An 18,278-nucleotide genomic window follows, 5' to 3' on the forward strand; every position below is an offset into this window, starting at 1 on the left:
TTTTCATGATTTGCGCGCCGTCACGCAGACCGTAAGGTTAGAGTAATTTAGGCGTCAGATTGTCGATGCTTTGCCGAAGCAATGGCGCATGTATCGCGCTACATGCGAGCGCTTCATGATGGAAACGCATGTAAGCGTTTGCGCACCGCAACGTGCATGTGCAAGGCGGAAGCCTGACGCGCGAGGCGTATATGATGGCAGCGTCTTACTTCCGGGAGCGACCATGCAGCCGACTACCTTGCTTGTCCCCACTTTCACGCAAATGCTGAAAGGACTTGCCGCCTGGCTCGACAAGGCCGACGCGCATGAAAAAGCGCGTGGCATGACCGCCGATGCATTGCTGCCGTTGCGTCTCGCGCCCGACATGTTTCCACTCGCGGCACAGGTGCGCTTCGCCTGCTTTCAGGCGCAGGAGCCGGTGCATCGTCTGCTTGGCGCGGCGCTGCCCGATGCGCTGATAGCGCTGCGCGCGGAAGGCGCTCATTCGAACGAGCAACCCGGCACTTTCACAGATGCAAAAGCCTGCATAGCGGACGCCATCGGCTTTCTGTCGAACGTCGCCCCGAACGCATTCGATGAAGTAGGCAGCCGGCCCATCGCGCTCGATCTTCCCAACGGCGTCGTCTTCGATATGACTGGCGAGCAATACGCGCGCGACTGGGCGCTGCCGCAGTTCTATTTCCATATCATGACGGCCTACGCGATCCTTCGTCATCATGGCGTGCCGCTTGGCAAACCCGATTACGTGGCGCACATGCACGCGTACATCAGGCCAGGAACGCTACCGGGCGCGAATTCATGACGCAGGGTTGCCATATGCCGTCGAACGAATTGCTGCGCCAAGCGTGCGCAGCGTTTCGCGCGCTTGCCGGTCGGTGAGACTGGAGTACATGACGACATCGCGTGCGGGCAGCGGCGGCAACTCGAAGCGCGATCCGACATCGATCGTTCCCTTCGGCGTGACGCGTCGTCCGAGCGCGGCAGCTGCCAGTCCCGCCGATACCGCCGCGCCTATCGTGCCCAATCCGCCGCCCACGAACACTTCCGTCCACGCGATGCCGGCTGTATCGAGTGCATCGATTGCCATGCTGCGCACGCTGCACGGCGGAGGCTGAGTCGCAAGACGCAGCGGCTCGCCATCGCGATGCTGAAAGTCGGGCGCGGCCATCCAGCCGAACGCTTCCTCATGAATGGTCTCGCCGTCCAGACGCCGGCTGTCGTGGCGCAGAACGACGGCGGCATCGAGCAGGCCTGCGTCGAAATCCTCGAGCAAGTCGCGCGATGACGCGATTCGCATTTGCAGCACGACGCCCGGTTCCGCCTCGCTCACGCGCCGCAGCAAAAGCGGCAGTTCCGTACCGACGATATGGTGGCCGATACCGATCGCCATGCGGCGAGTACCAGCGCCGAATGAACCGAGCGCGCCCTGATGCGCGGCAAGCAGCGCACGCGCCGGTTCGAGAAACGCGCTGCCTTCCGCCGACAGACGCACGAGCCGTGGCGTGCGTTCCAGCAGCCGGCGCGCGAGGCTATCTTCCAGACGCTTGATCTTCAGGCTGATAGCGGATTGCGTGGAATCCATCGCCTCGGCCGCGCGGGTGAAGCTTTTGAGGTCCGCGGTGAGCACGAATGCCTGCACGGCCTCGATATCGAGAGTCTTCATGGTCATTCGTTTTTCGAATCATTGAAATATCGATTCATATCGTTTTCAAATGATAGGGCGATGGGTATTCTGAATGCAAGCATCTTCCACGCTCGTTCACTCTCGAAAGGATCGATTATGCTGCTCGCTCAATATGCTCATCGTCTCCCGGCCGATTACGACACCGGCATCATTCGCGCGCGCGCTAAAGAACGCGGACCCTTGTGGGACGACTTGCCCGATCTGCACTTCAAGGCGTTCCTGCTGCGCGAGAGCGGCCGTCATGGCGCGCTCGAAAACACTTATTCGTCGCTTTATCTGTGGCGTCGTGACGAGGCCTTCGGATCCTTTCTCGTCGATGGCCGCTTCAAGACGGTGACGGACAGTTTCGGACGGCCGCGAATCGAAACGCGCTTCGCGCTCGATGCCGCGAGAGGCCCGGCACGCATCGCACGCTTCGTGTACAAGGAAGAACTGGCTGTCTCACCGGACATGGATTTGCAAACGGTGTTCAAGGCGGAGATCGAGCGCAACCGGCAGACGGCCGCCGAGTCGCATGTGGTCAGCGCGGCGGTCGGTGTGGACGCACAGCAGTGGAAGTTGACGCGCGTAGTGGTGAGCGAACGCGAGCCCGTTGCAACGGGCAAGGCGATCGCCTACGAAGTGCTGCATTTCGCGACGCCGTTGCTGCACGAGCTGGAATCGGCGAGCCGTTGATGATGCGCGAACCGGCGTATGGGCCGTGGCTCATCTTCGCCGTCCATATGCCGGTTTGTATCGATGGAAGCCGGACTATGAGTAGAACGATGGCGTCGGCATGCGTCCGTTGAGCGCCCACTCGCCAAGCTCGCGCACCTTGTAGTCGATCGGATCGTGCAGCGTATGCACGCGCACGTTGCGCCAGAAGCGGTCGAGTCGTAACGCGGCGGCGGTCGATCGCGCGCCGGTCACGTCGAACATGCGATGCGCTACATCGAGACCCGCACGCGCCGCCGCCACACGCGATGCCGCCACCGCGACGGCCACTTCACCGCGTTCGTCTTCGGTGAGCGCGAGGCCGCGTTGCCATGCGGTATCGAATTTATGCATGGCGCGTTCGGCAAGGAGCCGCGCGCTTTCGAGCGCGAGCCAGAAGTCGCCGTAATGCGCGAGCACGTATGAGTCTTCGCTCGGGCGCGCCGCCGGCGATGCGATCCACGGACGCGTCTGCGCAAGCGTCGACTCGCGCGCCGCCTGCAGCGCGCCTTCGCCGATGCCGAGATAAATGTGGCTCAGGATCGATTGCGCGAGCAGCGGCCTTAAGCACGCGAACGGGCTGGAGAGCGGGCCGGGATCGTCGAGCAGTTCGTTGGCTGCGACTTTCACCTGATCGAAGCGCACCGTGCCGCTATCGGTCTGGCGCTGTCCCATGTTGTCCCAGTCGTCGAAGATGGTGATGCCTGCGCGCTTAGTAGGCACCACGCCGATCAGAAGACGTCCATCGGACTTGAATGCGGAAGCGAGAAGCCGGTCGGAGTCGGTGGCGCCGGAGCAAAAGCTCTTGCGGCCGTCGAAGATATAGCCGTTCGCGCCGTCCGCTTCGGCCCGCGTGCCCTGATCCAGCGGGTTGAGCGCGTTGCCCCAGAACCATCCTTCCTCGATGGTTTGGCCGAGCCACTGGCGAATCTGCGCGTCGCGGCCGAAGAGGCGGATAGTCGCGAGTTGCAGATGATGGAACGCGAAGAGATGCGCGAGCGAGCTATCGACTTGCGCCATGCGTCGGACGACATCGAGTGTCGTGGACCAGTTCGCGCCATCGCCGCCGTATTGTTCGGGCACGCTCAAGCGCAGCAGGCCGCTTTCACGCAGGAGACGGCGCTCGTGCAAAGCGGTGCCGCCGGCCTTGTCGCGTGCGGCGGCGGTTTGCGCCCATTCGCGCAGCAAGGCTTCGAGGGTTGCGCTCAAGGCATTGTCGATGTGGGTCATGCCGGTGTCTCCCGATAGCGTTTCGCCATATGCGGGGACACGAGGTATCCCGGCGCCTCGCAAGGTAACGCACGATAGCGCGCCGGGCAAGTTATCGCTTGATAAGAGCCTGTCTTGCGGATGACTTCTCGCGCGAGCCAGGTGCCGCACTACGCAGCCAATGCCTCCACCACCTCATCGACTTCGGCCAAGGCAGCCGCACGCTCGCGAATCAGCCGATAAACCGTATCACCCGGCACCGTCTCATCCTCCAGCAACTGCGCGGCAATCGCGCGCAGCACGGGCTCGTTCGCGCGCAGCAGCGCGTAGCAGGCATCGTTCAGATCGTGCAGGAGCCGATTCGCGTGTTCGATCGCGTTCTTGAGCTGCAAGCCCGCATACTGCTGCGGCAGCGACGCAAGACTGAAGAGATCGCCGTCCGCGTTGAAGCCTTGCTTCGACACCATGTCGAGACCGATGCGCGATGCTTCCTGAAGATCGTGCGCCGCGCCGCTCGATGCTTCGCGGAACATCAGCAGTTCCGCATTGCGCCCGCCGAGCAGCACCTGAATCTCGTTGCGCAGTTCGGTTTCGCGGTACAGGTGCTTGTCCTGCATCTTCGTGATCAGCGCCACGCCCAGCGCGCCGCCGCGTGGCAGGATGGTGACTTCTTCCAGCACGCCCGTGCCGAGCAGCGCGGCGACGAGACCGTGTCCGGCTTCGTGAACCGCGATACGCTTGCGCTCGCTCTCCGACAACGCACGTTCCGCACCGTTGATGTCGCCGATGCGCGCAATCTTCACCGCTTCCACGAAATGCTTTGCACCGACTTCGCGCTCGCCCGCCTTGCGCGCGACGAGACCCGCCTGATTGACGATCATCGACAGCGTGGCCGGCGACACGCCGGTAGTCAGACGCGCGAGCTGATCGAAGTCGATATCGTCTGGCTTCGTCTTCAGCTTGGCCGCATAGAAACGCAGGATCTCGGCGCGATCCGCGAGATCTGGCAGCCGCACCTGAATGGTCCGGTCGAAGCGGCCCGGGCGTCGCAACGCTTCGTCGAGACTGTCCGGATGATTGGTCGCCGCGACCACGATCACGCCTTCGTTCGAAGCGAAGCCGTCCATTTCCGCGAGCAACTGATTGATGATGCGGTTACTTTCGGCTTCCACCGGACCGCCGCCGCTATCCGTGCGCTTGCCGAGCCCGTCCGCCTCGTCGATGAAGATGACCGTCGGCGCGTTCTTGCGCGCCAGTTCGAACAGATGCTTGACCTTCTGAATGCCCACTCCGTAATACTTCGCGCTGAAGTAGCTGCCCGTGATCGCGATGAAGTTGGCGCCGCATTCGCCAGCGAGCGCTTGCGCGAGACGCGTCTTGCCGACGCCGGGGCCGCCCGTCATGAGGACGCCGCACGGCGCGCGCACGCCCATGCCGGTGAATTGCGCGGGTTCGGTGAGCCACGCCTGCACATCGGCGAGCGCCGCCTTGGCTTCACCCGCGCCGATGACGTCGGCGAAACGCAGTGTCGGCGATTTGGCGAGCAGACGCGCGCCGCCTCGCATTTCGCGGCGCATGAACCAGATCAGACCGCCCATCATCAGCATCGGCAAGAGCAAGCTCAAGGCGTCGCGCACGAGGTCGAACCGGTCGGTCCAGCGCGCCATGCCCGTGCGCACGTTGACATCGGGGAGCCAGACCAATTGGTAGGGCGACGCGTTGCCTGATTTCAGGTCGCCGAGCAGCAGGGCGTTGGAGAAGGCGCCGTTATGATCGGCAACGAAGTATTTGTCGGCATGAAGCGTCGAGACGAGGATGGCGTCGCGGCTGACGCCGATCGCGGCGACGTCGTGTTCGCGGATATCGCGCATCATCTCCGAGACGTCTTTTTCCCGATGCGTCCACGGCGACGCATCGCGGCGCATCTGACTCGCGACGCCTGCCACCGTCGGCGTGGTCTGCGTAGCGGCCGGTTCGTCGCGCGAAAGCAGCACGCTCACGGCTGCCACGAGCATGGCTGCGGTCATGCCACACGCGATGAAGCGGCCGATGCGCGACCGTAGCAGTTTTCTGAGCCTATCCATTAAACATGTCCTGAGGGGCGCGGCGAGGCGGCCGTTGTAGCTGTCGTGATTCGATCTGACGAGGCGCTTGCAATGGAGCGCGTTACGCACTGTGCGAGCGCTCGAGTGACGCGTGTCGTACTCAAATTTAATGACGGCAGAGGACGCGCCAATCTTTAGTGGCGGCTTGAGGCGGGAAGCTACAGCGCGAGGGCGGCTTCGGTAAAAATGGGGAGTTGCGAGCTGCGGGGCAGCTTGCGTCGTGACGTCACGGCGTTAAGTCGCTGGCCACTCAAAACGGCTCGGTCTGCCACCGCAACACAGGATGCGTCGCTCCCGCGGGCATCGCCCAGACGCCGTTCGTGCCGAAGTTATATGTCGGGCCAAAACTCGCTGTCTGGCTCATCTGGGCCGTGGTGCGTCCTTGCGAGGCGGGAACGGTATTGCCCACGGTGACGCCCGCCGGCGCGCCCGTCGTCTGCTTGTTCCAGTACACGTCCTTGCCGATCACACCATCGTTCTCGAAGGCGATTCCGCCGGGCGGTGGCCCTTCGGTTACCGTCAGATCGTCGACTAGCATGCCTGTTGCGAACGACTGCGTAATCTTGCCTGTTTCGGTGTTGATCCGCACAAGCGCACCCGGCGCCGTTGCGCAGAGCGTGCCTCCACCGAAGCCGCAATAGTTCGGGCTGAATGAGGCGCTGCCCGTCGCGTACGACTGCGTAATCGTTCCAGCGTTTCCGTCGACCAGTCCACCGGAGCCATCCGTATGTGCGTAACCTTCCACGTCGCCCGTCGCATAGGATTGACTGATTACACCGGTGATATCGTTGACCGCAACGAGCCCGCCTGCATTCCCATCCGAACGAGCGCTCGCGCTGCTCGACGAACGTATGATAAGTCCGGCATTCTCTCCCACGAGACCGCCCGAACTGATCAGCGTGCCGCTTGCGTAGCCGCTAGAATGCGCGTTCACTATCGTGCCCTGATTAAGGCCCGCGAGCACGCCGACCGCGCCGTTGAAACCACCACCACTGCTCGCAGCGCTGCCATCCACGTTGATGTTGCGCACGACGCCCGTTGGGCCTATCACGCGGAACATTCCGCTTGCGGCGTAGCCTTCCGGTCCGCAGCATTCGCCCCGCTCGACGCTGTTCAGATTCGTGACGGTCCGACCCATGCCGTCGAATTGTCCGGTGAAGGGCGTGGCGACGCTGCCGATCTGCGTGCTGTAGCCGAAGGCCGAACGGTTCGCCGCAATGTCCTTCCCGAGCGCATAGTTACCGGCCAGATCGAGCACGACGTTATCCAGATCGGCAGGCGTATTGACGAGCTTGTATGCCGTCACCTGACCGACGAGCCCACTGTAGACGGGCGCCTTCCACGCCCCGTTCGCGCGGATGGTTCCTCGCGTGAAGCTGCCGGTCATGTCGTAGAACGCGCTGACGGTCCCGGTGCTTTTCGACCAGTCGATGGTGCCGCCGTTCTTCACGCTGCCGCCGTTATCGATAGCCGATGCATCCGCGCGCAGCACGACGCTGCCCGAGCCCGCGTTGCGCAGTGTCGTATGAGGCGCAATCGAGACGTTGCGATACCCCGCGAGCGTGAGATCGGCGGCGCCTTTCCACCGCATATCCGCCGATACGGCCAGGTCACCGTTCGTCCCCTGTCCGCCCGTCGTGGTCAGCGCAACCGAGGTTCCCGCGCCGAGGCTATCTTGCAGCGCGTGCGCCGTGGCTGACCGTACCGTGATCGATGGCGTCGCGATGTTCCACTGCGCGGCGTGCACTTCGGCGTTGTCGCCGAACGCGAGTTGCGCCGCTTGCGTATCGACCGTGCCGCCGCTGCCATCCGCGTTCTTCGCCGTGACGACCCCACGTTGCGTGACCTTGCCGTCGCCTGCGACCAGCCAGACGTGGCCATCGCGCGTGGCCGTGCCCGTCGCACGCACGCGCGTGCCTTCGCCCGCGAGCGCGTAGACGTTGCCATCGGCGGCTTGCAGGTCGATCTGCGCGGCGTCGATGCGCCCCTTGTTCACGATCACGCCGTCGCTGCCCGTCTGCACGAACACCTGCTTGCTGCTCTTCGAGTCCCGCAGCAAGACCTTTTCGCCGACAGCCAATTCCGCCGTGCCTTTGGGCGCCTTCACGCTGCCGGCATTGATCACTGCGCGTTGCGCGATCAGGAACACGTCACCGCCGCTCGAACTAATGCTTCCGAGATTGATGACGAAGCCATCGGTCTTGCCCGCCAGCGTAAGCGCGCCGCTGTTTTTCATGAAAGCGTCGTTGGCGACGTCCAGCGTCGAGGCGACGAAGCGCCCGCCCGTAGTGACGACACCCGAAGGCCCCACGACGATGCCCTGCGGATTGATTACGTAAAGGCCGCCCGTGGCGCTCAGGCGTCCGAGGATCTCCGAAGGCGAGCCGCCGGTCACGCGGTTGAGTGTCGCGCCCGTGCCGTTGTTGAACACGACCGCATTGCTTGTGCCGATGGAAAAGCTCTTCCAGTCGATGACGCCGCGCGTCGAGCCTCGCTGCGTGATGACGAGTTGACCGTTCTGCCCCGCGATGCTTCCCGCGCCCGCCGCATAGTGGCCTCCCTGCGGCAGAACACCGGCCGCCATCGCCGTTTGACCGACGATCGTCGCAGCGAGCGATACAACGAGCACAAGCGGCACGAGTCTCGAAGAAGCACGGAGGCATTGCAGCGAAGGCGTAATCATGGACGTTCCTTTCCACTTGTGGCGCATCTTCACGACGAACGACGCTTCGCCGTTGTTACTTCGACAACCGGTTCCCTGTGAAAGACGACGGGCGCGGTTCGTTCGCCGCGTCAGCGGGCGGGGCGGTCGCCGGCATGAATCGTGACCGTGCCGTGACGATTAACTGCACCAGGGAAGTGGGTCGAAAGCAGGCATCGGGAATACATCGGAATGCTAGGTATTCCAGGTCTGATCGGAATGCCCGAACGTTCGTCGAGCGTGGCAGATGTTGCCTTTGAATATAGTTTGGATCACGAGATTATTCAACTTGGCGGATACCCGCCATGAGGCTCGATGTTCGATGAATGTCGTGTCGTGGTGGCCTTGAACGCAGCATTGCCGACACGCCGCTGTCGCTCCGAGCCGCCTTCGCTCTAACCACGCATCGTGATGCCGACATCGTCGATTTCGAACGCAAGCCGCGTTTGCGCTTGAGGGGCGGACTCACCGCGCGCAGGGCCTACGAGCGCTCGGCCTCTTACGAACGATGAGCCGACTTGCGGCCATCGCGTCGAATGACGTCCATTCCTCATATCAAGTCGATGCCCGATTTGCCCGTTCTGTGGTTTTTATTGACAAATAGTTTGCTTTATTTTGGCTTCGTACACTTGAACCGGGCAGATCACACACATCTCGCATGCGGAGCGGACAGATGACAATGGAATCCGGATCACGTCGTAAAGCGTTGAAGTTCGGTGCGGCGGCAGCCGTCGGCGCGCTGGTCGGGCCTTACGTGACCCGTAGCGCACAGGCGGCCGAACCGATCAAGCTCGGCAGCCTGCTCGACGGAACCGGTGCGCTCGGCCTCGAAGGCCGTCGCATGATTCAGGCAACCGAATTCGCCGTCAATCAGATCAACGACAAGGGCGGCCTGCTTGGGCGTCCCATCAAGCTGATTGCCTACGACACACAGAGCAGCATCCAGCTTTACACGCAGTACGCGCAGCAACTCGTCTTGCAAGACAAGGTGGACGTGATTCAGGGCGGGATTACCTCGGCGTCGCGCGAAGCCATCCGGCCGATCTTCGATCGCAGCAAGACGCTTTATTTCTACAACACGCAGTACGAAGGCGGCGTGTGCGACCGCAACGTGTTCTGTACCGGCACGACGCCCGCGCAGACGGTGAATCATATCGTCGACTACGCGATGAAGAACTGGGGCAAGAAGGTCTATATCATCGCCGCCGACTACAACTACGGTCATATCACCGCAAGCTGGATGACCAAGTTCGTGAAGGCCGCAGGCGGCTCGGTGGTCGCTACGGACTTCTTTCCGCTCGATGTCACCAATTTTTCATCGACGATCAGCCGCATTCAGGAAGCCAAGCCGGACATGGTGCTCTCGGCGCTCGTAGGCGCGAATCACGTCGGCTTCTATCGGCAATGGGCGGCGGCCGGCATGAAGTCGAAGATTCCGATCGGCGCGACCGTGTTCGGTCTCGGCGACGAACTCACCACCATGGATGCCGCGACGACCGACGGCATCATCACCTGCTTCGGGTTCTACAACAACCTCGGCACGCCCGCCGCCGATGCCTTCGTCAAAGGCATGCAGGCGAAATACGGCCCGAGTCTGACCGACCTCGGCGAACTCGATACCGCGACGTACGAGGGCATCATGCTTTGGGCGGAAGCGGTGAAGAAGGCCGGTTCCGTGGAGCAGGCGAAGGTCGTGGCGGCGCTCGAAACGGGCATCACCATCGACGGGCCTTCGGGCAAGGTCAAGATGGACCCGGCCACGCATCACACCATTCGCAACGCTTATCTCGCGCGTCCGAAGAACCAGAAGTGGGAGATCCTGCAGACTTTCAACGACCAGTTCCCGTCCGATACCGGCGGTGCGTGCGACCTCATCAAGTCGCCGCGCACCAACAAGCAGTTCACGCCGCAAGTCTGAGCGGAGTCTAAGCGATGGCAACGGATCTCGTGGGATTGCTCGCCTTCAACGTGCTGACGGGCATCGCCACGCTCGCGTTGATCACGATCGGGCTGGGCGTCATCTACGGCATGATGCGCATCATCAATCTCGCGCACGGCGAGTTCATGATGCTCGGCGCATACACGGCGGTGACGGCCAGCACGGCCGGGATCAACATCTGGATCTCGATGCTGATCCTGCCGCCCATCGTGGTCGGACTGTTCGGGCTGCTGTTCGAGCGCGTCATCATCCGCTTTCTCTATGGCCGGATGATGGACACCATGCTCGCGACCTGGGGTATCAGTCTCGGGCTGATCGGGCTCATTACGTCGATCTTCGGCAACGTCATCAAGTCGGTGCCCATGCCCGTGGGCAGTTTCTCGATCGGGCAGTATCACGTGAGCGCCTATAGCCTCGTGCTGATAGGCGTCTGCGTGGTCGTGATGGTCGCGATGCTGCTGCTCCTGCGCAAGACGCGCTTCGGCCTGATCCTGCGCGCCACCATGCAGAATCCGGCGATGGCCGCGTCGCTCGGCGTGCGGCCGTCGGCGGTGTACATGGCGACGTTCTCGCTGGGCGCGGCGCTCGCGGGACTCGCGGGCGGCGTGCTCTCGCCGATCTCGGGTGTATCGCCGGGCATGGGTGCCGCGTATATCGCGAAGGCGTTCATCACCGTGCTGGGCGGCGGTCCGGCGATCATCGCGGGTACCGGGCTCGCGGCGGGGCTCTTCGGCTTCATCAACGAGATCGTGTCGTTTCTGTCGACGCCGGTCATCGGCGACATCGCGCTGCTTGCTTCCGCGGTGCTCCTGATCCGCATCCTGCCGCAAGGCATCACTGGTCGATTCCTGAGGCGCAGTTCATGAAATCGCTTCGTCTGGGCGGCGCGGGCGCCGTCATCATCGTCGCGCTCGTCGTCATGTTCGCGTTGCCGAAAACCATCAGTGCGTTCGGCGTGATGCAGGCCACGCTCTTCGCGGCCATGGCGGTCTACGGCCTGAGCCAGGGCTTCGTGTGGGGCTACGCCGGCATCCTCTCGTTCGGGCAGGCGGCGTTCCTCGGCATCGGCGGCTATACCTATGCCATTGCCGCCATCAATCTCGGCGACACCACCGTTTCCGCCGCGCTCGCGATCGTCGCGCCCATGCTGTTCGCGGCCTTGCTCGGCTACTTCATGTTCTTCGGGCGTATCAGCGATGCGTATATCGGCGTGATTACGCTCACCGTGTCCGTGATCCTGTTCGAGTTGATGAACTCGACTTCGGGCAGCCAGTATCACATCGGCGAAGCGGTGCTCGGCGGCTTTAACGGTATTCCCGCCATACCCGTGCTCGCGCCGCCCGGCGCGCCCGACGAGCCGCTCGATCAGATCGGCGTGTGGTATGTCGCAATGGGCACGCTCATCGTGGCGTATGCGCTCCTCAAGTGGATACTCGCGTCGCGCTTCGGCCGCGTCGTCGTGGCGATCCGCGAGAACGAAACGCGCGCCATGCTGATCGGCTACGACCCGCGCGTCTTCAAGCTGCTCGCGTTCGTGACGGGTGCGGGCATCGCGGGGGCTGCGGGCTGTCTCTTCGCCAACTGGGGCGGCTTCATCAGCCCGACCGTGTTCGCGCTCACGATGTCCGCGCAGGTCATCATCTCCGTGCTGATCGGCGGGCTCGGCACGCTCATCGGGCCGATTCTCGGCGCGGTCGCGATCCAGTATCTGATCAACGTGGCGGGCACGCAGCATGTAATCGACCCGAGCCTCGGGCTCGGCATCGTGCTCGTGGCCTTCGTGCTGCTCGTGCCGCAGGGCGTGGTGCCGGTCGTGCGCTCGGCGATGTTGCGCGTGTTCAGCTCATCGAAAGAAGTCAAGGCCGTGGCGCCCAACGCGGCGGCCAACCCGGAATCACGCCCATGAACGCGCTTCCTCCGCTTCTTCAGGCCGAGGGCGTCACCATGCGTTTCGGTGGCGTGACCGCCGTGCGCGAGGTGGACTTCTCCTTGCGCGAAGTCGAACTGCGCTGCCTGATCGGACCGAACAGCGCCGGCAAGAGCACCTTCTTCAAGATGCTCACGGGACAGCTCAAGCCGACCGAAGGCAGCATCCACTTTCGTAACAACGACGTGACCGGCAGCAATCCGCATCAGATCGCGCGGCTGGGCGTGGGCATCAAGACGCAGGTGCCTAATGTCTTCAACGGGCTTTCGGTGCGCGAGAACGTGTTCATCGGCGCGGGACGCAGGAAGTCGATAGCGCAGGCGCGGCGCATCGTCGATGAAACCCTCACGCGGCTCAAGCTCGACAGCATTGCGGACCGTATCGTGGGCCAGCTCGCGCACGGTCAGCGTCAGTGGGTGGAGATTGCAACGGTCCTCGCGCAGCAACCCGAACTCATCCTGCTCGATGAACCCGCCGCCGGCATGAACCACGACGAAGTGCATCGCACGGCGGAGCTGATTCAGGAAATCAACCGCACGCAGGCGCTCGTGGTGGTGGAGCACGACATGCAGTTCATTCGCATGATCGCGCGCACGGTCACGGTGTTCTCGCAGGGCGCGGTGTTGGTGGAAGGTTCCGTGGATACGGTGCTCGCCGATCAGCGCGTCAAGGACGTTTATCTCGGGAGGCGCGCGGCATGAGCGACACGATTCTCTTCGAAGTCTCGCAACTCTGTTCGGGCTACGGGCGCATTCCCATTCTGAATCAGGTCAATTTCACGGTGAGGGAAGGCGAGCGCGTCGGCATTCTCGGGCATAACGGCATGGGCAAGACCACGCTTTTGCGCACGCTCACCGGCCATTTGCCGACCACGGCGGGACACGTGCGCTTCAACGGCGCGGACATCACGCATCTGTCGGCGACGGCGCGGGCGAAAGCGGGTATCGGCTATGTGCCGCAAGGGCGCGAGATCTTCCCGCAGCTTTCGGTGATGGAGAACCTGCGTGTCGGATGCTTGTTGTCGAAGCGCGCGGAAGGCGAAACCATCGAGGACATTCTCGGGCTCTTTCCGCGGCTCAAGGCTTATCTCGACCGGCCGGGCGGCGCGCTGTCGGGCGGCGAACAGCAATTGCTCGCGCTCGCGCGATGCCTGTGCGGCGGCCCGAAGATCATCTTGCTCGACGAGCCGACCGAAGGCATTCAGCCTTCGATCATCGATGAAATCATCGACACGTTGAAGAGCGTGGCCGAAGCACGCAGCCTGACCGTGCTGCTGGTCGAACAGAACCTCAACTTCATCGCGTCGCTGTCCGAGCGCATTCTGATCCTGCAGAAAGGCACGGTCACGCGCGAGATTCCGCCCGAGATCGTCACCGATCCCGCCATGCTCGACGAGTTCGCGGGCATTGCCTGACGCGCCTTCCTTCCGCCAATCCATAAGCAAGCGATCAAACATCATGACGAAAACTATCGATGTAACCGAGCTGACGGTCGAACAAGTCCAGGCCGGCTTTGCGAGCGGCGCGTTCACGTCGGAGACGCTGACGGCCGCGTTCCTCGATCGCATCGCGACCTACAACCCGCGCTACGTGGCGCTCAACTTCCTGAACCCCGCCGCGCTCGACGATGCCCGCGAGATCGACCGCCGCCGCGCCGCTGGCGAGGCTCTCGGGCCGCTCGCTGGCGTGCCGGTCGTGGTCAAGGACACGATGGACATGGCAGGCTTTCCGACGACCGGCGGCTGGACGCTGCTCTACAGCAAGACGGGCGGCGTGGACCTGATGCCTTCGACGGATTCGCCGGTCGTCGCCCGCATGCGCGCGGCGGGCTGCGTGATCCTCGGCAAGACCAACGTGCCGGTGCTGAGTGCCACCGGCTCGCACGCCAACGATAGCTGGGCGGGTCCGACGCTCAATGCCGTCGATACCGCGTTCATGCCGGGCGGCAGCAGCGCCGGCACGGCCACCGCCGTGGCGGGCAGCATGGCCGTGCTCGGTCTCGCGGAAGAAACGGGCGGTTCGATCCAGAATCCGGCGTCGGCGCAGGCGCTCGTCGGCATCAAGCCGACCTTCGCGCTCGTGCCGAATGCAGGCGTGATGCCGCTTGCGGGCAGCACGCGCGATGTCGTCGGTCCGATCGCCCGATGCGTACGCGATGCCGCGCTCACGCTCGATGTACTGGCCGGATTCTCGGCGGAAGACTTGAAGACGGTGGCGGGCGTCGGCATGAAGCCCGCTGGCGGCTATGCCGCGGGACTGCGTGAAGATGCGCTCAAGGGCAAGCGTCTAGGCTTGTACGGACCGGGATGGCGGGATCGCGCGTTGTCGGAAGAGACGCGTCACTTGTACGAGCGCGCGCAGGCGGAACTCGAAGCGCGCGGTGCGGTGCTCGTCGACGATCCCTTCGCCGGCAGCGGCTTCGCGGCACTCGGCATGCCCGCGCCGGGCTCCGATTACTTCGACGCGCGCGGCATGGAAAGCCTGCCCTACGACATGCAGAAGTACCTCGAACGCCTGGGACCCGGCAACACCATCACGACATGGACGCAATTCGTCGAAGCGACGCGCGCCGAAGATCCGTTCGGCGCAACGGGCGTGCTGACCTATATGTCGAGCCTGCCCGACATGGCCGCCAATCTGCGCGATGCAGCCGCGCCGCCTGTCATCGATGCCTTCTATGCGTTGCGCGAAACCTATCTCGCCATCTTCGAAGACGTGATGACGAAGCACGCGCTCGACGGCCTCGTATTCCCGCAATTGCGCGACGCCTTGCCGCCGCGCGAGGGGATCGAGACACTGCACGAGACCACGGTCTGCGAAATCAACATCGCCGGATTGCCCGGCGTGACCATTCCCGCCGGCTATTACGAATCGGGTTCGCCGTTCAACCTGATCTTCGTGGGACGGCGCTTCAGCGAAGCCGGCGCTGCTCGCCATGGCTTACGATTACGAGGTCGCCGGACGTCATCGGCGCGTCCCCGAACTGACCGCTTGAGGAGCGCGCGAGAGACGAGGCAGTTTCCAGTAACGAGACCATGTCCGAGCACCGCTACCAAGAAATTCTCACCCGCCTTCGCGACGAGGGCCGCGTCTCGGTTACGCCGCTCGCGAAGATACTGGACGTCGCCGAGGAAACCATCCGGCGCGATCTGAAGGAACTGGAGCAAAGCGGCTTGCTGCGCCGCATCTACGGCGGCGCCGTGTTGCCACGGCTCGATGTCGAGCGGCCCGTGACCGAACGCGGCAAGGTCAATGTAAAGGGGAAGGCGCGCGTGGCGGAACTTGCGGAACCGCTCATTGAAGACGGCATGTCGGTGTTCATCGACTCGGGCACGACGACCATTGCGTTCGCGCGGCGGCTGATCGGCCGTAACGTGACGGTGACGACCAACTCCATCAACATCGCGCTCTTGCTCGGCACGAGCGTGAGCCGCGTCAACCTCACGCCGGGCATGTTGCGCGGCAAGGACAACGCACTCGTGGGTTACGAGACGCTCGCTTATGCAAGACGCTTTTTCTATGATGCCGCGTTCATGGGCATCGCGGCGTGCGACCTGAATCACGGCTGGATGGACTACGAGGAACACGAGTCCAATTTGCGCGGCGTGCTCAAGTCGCAGACACGTCATTCGGTGATTCTCGCGGATATCGACAAGTTCGGGCGCGAAGCTTATCTCAACACCTTTCCTATTTCCCAACCTGTCACGGTGGTGTGCGACCGCGCGCCGCCCAAGCCTTTCATGGATAAATTCGCCGAGCATGACATCACAATCATTCATGCCTGAGGCGCTCGGCGCGGGTGAACCGGGTACGCTTGCGGCCTTGCTGACGCGCTTTGCCGCGTTCGGCGGCTTGAAGACGGGCGGCGTCACGCGCCTCTGTGCGAGCGCGGCAGACGGCGCGGCGCGCGATGCCTTCGCCTCACTGCTTCGCGATGCCGGCGCGCATGTCGTCACCGATGCGGTGGGCAACCAGTTCGGCGTTTTCACCCTGACCGACGCGGCCGATGCGCCGCTCGTCATGATGGGTTCGCATCTCGACAGCCAGCCGCGCGGCGGACGCTTCGACGGTGTGCTGGGCGTGCTTGCCGCCTTCGAGGCGGGCCGCCGGCTAATGCTGGCGAAGCGCGCGGGCGCATCTTTCAACGCTAACTTCTGCGCGGTGAACTGGACGAACGAGGAGGGCGCGCGCTTTCGTCCGAGCCTGCTTGGCAGCGGCACGTTCACCGGCAAGATCGCCGTGGCCGATGCCCTCGCCAGTATCGACGACGACGGCGTGACGCTCGGCGCAGCGCTTGCCGCCATCGGTCATGACGGCGTGGATGCGCCGCCGCCCGTGCCCGCGTGCTATGTCGAAATGCATGTGGAGCAAGGCGGTTTGCTCGAAGCCGAATCGGTGCCTGTCGGTGTGGTGACGCGCAACTGGGGCGCCGCGAAGATGGACGTGCGCTTCACGGGCGAGCAGGCGCACACGGGGCCCGCCAAGATGCACGCGCGGCGCGACGCGCTCTTCGCTGCGTCACAGTTGATCTGCGACGTGCGCGCCATCGCGGACGAATGGCCGGAGCGCATCCATACGTCTGTCGGCAGGCTCGTCGTGCAGCCGAACTCGCCGAACGTGGTGCCGGCGCAAACCGACTTGTCCGTGGAACTGCGCGCCGTGGATAACGCCATTCTTCGCGAAGCCGAAGCGCGCATTCTCGCGTGCATCGACGCAGCCGCGAAGCGCGCAAACGTGGGCGTGCAAATCCTGAGCCGCACGAGCCGGCCGATCCGAGAACTGCCGCCCGCAGTGGGCAATCTCGTGCGGACTTGCGCGCGGGCGGCGGGCGTGCAGAGCCGCGACATCGACACCATTTCGGGCCACGACGCGTTGAGCCTGCTCGATGTCTGCCCGACCGGGCTCATGTTCGTGCCGAGCGTGGGCGGCATCGCGCATAACGAGAACGAAGAGACGCATGGCGAGGACCTCGACACGGGCATGACCGTGCTCATGGGCGCGGCGTATCGCTTGTGTGTATCGCGCGGCGACCCGGTCGCGGCGGCCGCCTGGGAGCCTCGGCGATGAACACGACCGCGCGCGAGCGCAACCCCGCCGAAGTGGCGGCCAGAGCGGCCGCAGCGGCAATCGCCTCGATCGATGCATGGCGCGGTGTCGACGTACGCCACGAACCCGCGTTTGCGCCGGTCATGTCGCCGATGCATCGCGGCGTGTCGCATAGCGCCTGGCGCGTGCGCGTGGACGACAGCGCGACGTTCTTCATGAAAGTGGCGCACGGCGATCTGACAGAATCCATCGATACCGGCGCGTCGTTTCTTGCGGCGCGAGCGGCGGCATCGCTGGGCATCGCGCCGGCGGCGCACTACGTGAGCGAAGCACACGGCGCGACCGTCTTCGACTTTCTCGATGACGGCTGGCGCACCGCGCATCTCGACGATCTCGCACAGCCCGCCACGCTCGACGCGCTCCTGCAAGCGAAGCGCGCCATCCATTCGCTGCCTGCGTTTGCGCGCACGACGAACGTTTTCGAGCGTATCGAGCATCTTGCCGAAGGCATGCCGTTGACGCCGGATCAGGTGTCATGGGTCGATCTCGCGGGCGACTTGCGCGCGGCAATCGACGCGGCCGGTGCCGACGTTCGCCCTTGCCACGCGGACGGCGTGACATCGAACGTCATGCTGCACGACGATGGCGCACTCATGCTGGTGGACTTCGACGAAGCCGCGAACACCGATCCCGCGTTCGACCTGGCCGTCACGTTGAATGAAGTGCTTGGCTTCGGACACGACTGGATGCAGGCCATCGAAATGTCGATGGGCGCCGCCTCGGAACGCATGCTCGCGCGCTGCCGCGCCTACGCGTTCGCCGACGACTTGCGCTGGGGCTTGTGGGGCATGCGCATGGACCGCGACTCGCCGCGCCGCAACGTCGAATTCCTCAAGTATGCGCAATGGCGGTTGCTGCGTTGCTCCATGGCGCTGCCGCGCTGGAACCTCGACGCCGCGCCGGCATCGATTTGAG

Annotated in this window: 15 protein-coding genes; 11 read left to right on the forward strand and 4 right to left on the reverse strand. The window is 63.7% G+C overall.

The genetic code is table 11. The features are described from left to right. The first annotated feature begins 223 nt into the window (after window positions 1–223). The gene (locus P9292_RS07100; RefSeq protein WP_250468138.1) at window positions 224–802 is read left to right on the forward strand and encodes a DUF1993 family protein; all 579 of its coding nucleotides are present in this window, start codon (window positions 224–226) and stop codon (window positions 800–802) included. Here P9292_RS07100 and P9292_RS07105 read toward each other — a convergent pair. After that, entirely contained in the window at window positions 797–1,663 is an 867-nt protein-coding gene (locus P9292_RS07105) for a LysR family transcriptional regulator (protein ID WP_309958424.1), read from the reverse strand. The genes P9292_RS07100 and P9292_RS07105 overlap by 6 nt on opposite strands. Before the next feature lie 117 nt (window positions 1,664–1,780). On the opposite strand from P9292_RS07105, the gene P9292_RS07110 reads away from it, so the two are divergent. Further along, on the forward strand, window positions 1,781–2,359 hold the full coding sequence (locus P9292_RS07110; protein WP_250527514.1) for a DUF4865 family protein: 579 nt from the start codon (window positions 1,781–1,783) through the stop codon (window positions 2,357–2,359). A 75-nt stretch (window positions 2,360–2,434) separates the two neighbouring features. On the opposite strand, the gene P9292_RS07115 is transcribed toward P9292_RS07110, so the two are convergent. From P9292_RS07115 to P9292_RS07125, 3 genes are all read right to left on the reverse strand, one after another. Next, a complete protein-coding gene (locus P9292_RS07115) occupies window positions 2,435–3,607 on the reverse strand; it encodes an acyl-CoA dehydrogenase family protein (protein ID WP_309958425.1) in 1,173 nt (390 codons plus the stop codon). A gap of 149 nt (window positions 3,608–3,756) precedes the next feature. After that, window positions 3,757–5,613: an AAA family ATPase gene (locus tag P9292_RS07120; RefSeq protein ID WP_309958426.1), complete on the reverse strand. Its 1,857-nt coding sequence runs from the start codon at window positions 5,611–5,613 to the stop codon at window positions 3,757–3,759. 328 nt (window positions 5,614–5,941) lie between these two features. Then, window positions 5,942–8,374 carry a filamentous hemagglutinin N-terminal domain-containing protein gene (locus tag P9292_RS07125; RefSeq protein WP_309958427.1) on the reverse strand — a complete coding sequence of 811 codons (2,433 nt, stop codon included), beginning with the start codon at window positions 8,372–8,374 and terminating at the stop codon, window positions 5,942–5,944. Window positions 8,375–9,065: 691 nt separating this feature from the next. On the opposite strand from P9292_RS07125, the gene P9292_RS07130 reads away from it, so the two are divergent. The 9 genes from P9292_RS07130 to P9292_RS07170 are packed head-to-tail and all read left to right on the forward strand — an operon-like array spanning window position 9,066 to window position 18,277. Then, complete coding sequence (locus P9292_RS07130; protein WP_244830228.1) at window positions 9,066–10,310, forward strand: ABC transporter substrate-binding protein; 1,245 nt, start codon at window positions 9,066–9,068, stop codon at window positions 10,308–10,310. Window positions 10,311–10,324: 14 nt separating this feature from the next. Then, complete coding sequence (locus tag P9292_RS07135; protein WP_250468144.1) at window positions 10,325–11,197, forward strand: branched-chain amino acid ABC transporter permease; 873 nt, start codon at window positions 10,325–10,327, stop codon at window positions 11,195–11,197. Further along, a complete protein-coding gene (locus P9292_RS07140) occupies window positions 11,194–12,237 on the forward strand; it encodes a branched-chain amino acid ABC transporter permease (protein WP_244830230.1) in 1,044 nt (347 codons plus the stop codon). The genes P9292_RS07135 and P9292_RS07140 overlap by 4 nt, the downstream gene beginning before the upstream one ends. Continuing rightward, window positions 12,234–12,959, forward strand: a complete 726-nt coding sequence (locus tag P9292_RS07145) for an ATP-binding cassette domain-containing protein (protein ID WP_309958428.1) — start codon at window positions 12,234–12,236, stop codon at window positions 12,957–12,959. Before P9292_RS07140 ends, P9292_RS07145 begins: the two co-directional genes overlap by 4 nt. Beyond that, window positions 12,956–13,672, forward strand: coding sequence for an ABC transporter ATP-binding protein (locus tag P9292_RS07150; RefSeq protein WP_244830232.1), 717 nt, complete (start codon window positions 12,956–12,958; stop codon window positions 13,670–13,672). The genes P9292_RS07145 and P9292_RS07150 overlap by 4 nt, the downstream gene beginning before the upstream one ends. 43 nt (window positions 13,673–13,715) lie before the next feature. Next, entirely contained in the window at window positions 13,716–15,410 is a 1,695-nt protein-coding gene (locus P9292_RS07155; protein ID WP_309958429.1) for an amidase, read from the forward strand. After that, the gene (locus P9292_RS07160; RefSeq protein WP_250511126.1) at window positions 15,293–16,042 is read left to right on the forward strand and encodes a DeoR/GlpR family DNA-binding transcription regulator; all 750 of its coding nucleotides are present in this window, start codon (window positions 15,293–15,295) and stop codon (window positions 16,040–16,042) included. Before P9292_RS07155 ends, P9292_RS07160 begins: the two co-directional genes overlap by 118 nt. Then, a complete protein-coding gene (locus tag P9292_RS07165) occupies window positions 16,017–17,324 on the forward strand; it encodes a Zn-dependent hydrolase (protein WP_309958430.1) in 1,308 nt (435 codons plus the stop codon). Before P9292_RS07160 ends, P9292_RS07165 begins: the two co-directional genes overlap by 26 nt. Beyond that, a complete protein-coding gene (locus P9292_RS07170; RefSeq protein ID WP_309958431.1) occupies window positions 17,321–18,277 on the forward strand; it encodes a phosphotransferase in 957 nt (318 codons plus the stop codon). The genes P9292_RS07165 and P9292_RS07170 overlap by 4 nt, the downstream gene beginning before the upstream one ends. Window position 18,278: the final 1 nt, after the last annotated feature.

The sequence above is a fragment of the Caballeronia sp. LZ001 genome (assembly GCF_031450875.1).
In the GTDB taxonomy this organism is placed as follows: Bacteria; Pseudomonadota; Gammaproteobacteria; order Burkholderiales; family Burkholderiaceae; genus Caballeronia.

Bases quoted from the DNA above. Each gene is read 5' to 3' on its own strand.
- P9292_RS07100 (WP_250468138.1), top strand. From the start codon at position 224: ATGCAGCCGACTACCTTGCTTGTCCCCACTTTCACGCAAATGCTGAAA.
- P9292_RS07105 (WP_309958424.1), bottom strand. From the start codon at position 1,663: ATGAAGACTCTCGATATCGAGGCCGTGCAGGCATTCGTGCTCACCGCG.
- P9292_RS07110 (WP_250527514.1), top strand. From the start codon at position 1,781: ATGCTGCTCGCTCAATATGCTCATCGTCTCCCGGCCGATTACGACACC.
- P9292_RS07115 (WP_309958425.1), bottom strand. From the start codon at position 3,607: ATGACCCACATCGACAATGCCTTGAGCGCAACCCTCGAAGCCTTGCTG.
- P9292_RS07120 (WP_309958426.1), bottom strand. From the start codon at position 5,613: ATGACCGCAGCCATGCTCGTGGCAGCCGTGAGCGTGCTGCTTTCGCGC.
- P9292_RS07125 (WP_309958427.1), bottom strand. From the start codon at position 8,374: ATGATTACGCCTTCGCTGCAATGCCTCCGTGCTTCTTCGAGACTCGTG.
- P9292_RS07130 (WP_244830228.1), top strand. From the start codon at position 9,066: ATGACAATGGAATCCGGATCACGTCGTAAAGCGTTGAAGTTCGGTGCG.
- P9292_RS07135 (WP_250468144.1), top strand. From the start codon at position 10,325: ATGGCAACGGATCTCGTGGGATTGCTCGCCTTCAACGTGCTGACGGGC.
- P9292_RS07140 (WP_244830230.1), top strand. From the start codon at position 11,194: ATGAAATCGCTTCGTCTGGGCGGCGCGGGCGCCGTCATCATCGTCGCG.
- P9292_RS07145 (WP_309958428.1), top strand. From the start codon at position 12,234: ATGAACGCGCTTCCTCCGCTTCTTCAGGCCGAGGGCGTCACCATGCGT.
- P9292_RS07150 (WP_244830232.1), top strand. From the start codon at position 12,956: ATGAGCGACACGATTCTCTTCGAAGTCTCGCAACTCTGTTCGGGCTAC.
- P9292_RS07155 (WP_309958429.1), top strand. From the start codon at position 13,716: ATGACGAAAACTATCGATGTAACCGAGCTGACGGTCGAACAAGTCCAG.
- P9292_RS07160 (WP_250511126.1), top strand. From the start codon at position 15,293: ATGTCCGAGCACCGCTACCAAGAAATTCTCACCCGCCTTCGCGACGAG.
- P9292_RS07165 (WP_309958430.1), top strand. From the start codon at position 16,017: ATGACATCACAATCATTCATGCCTGAGGCGCTCGGCGCGGGTGAACCG.
- P9292_RS07170 (WP_309958431.1), top strand. From the start codon at position 17,321: ATGAACACGACCGCGCGCGAGCGCAACCCCGCCGAAGTGGCGGCCAGA.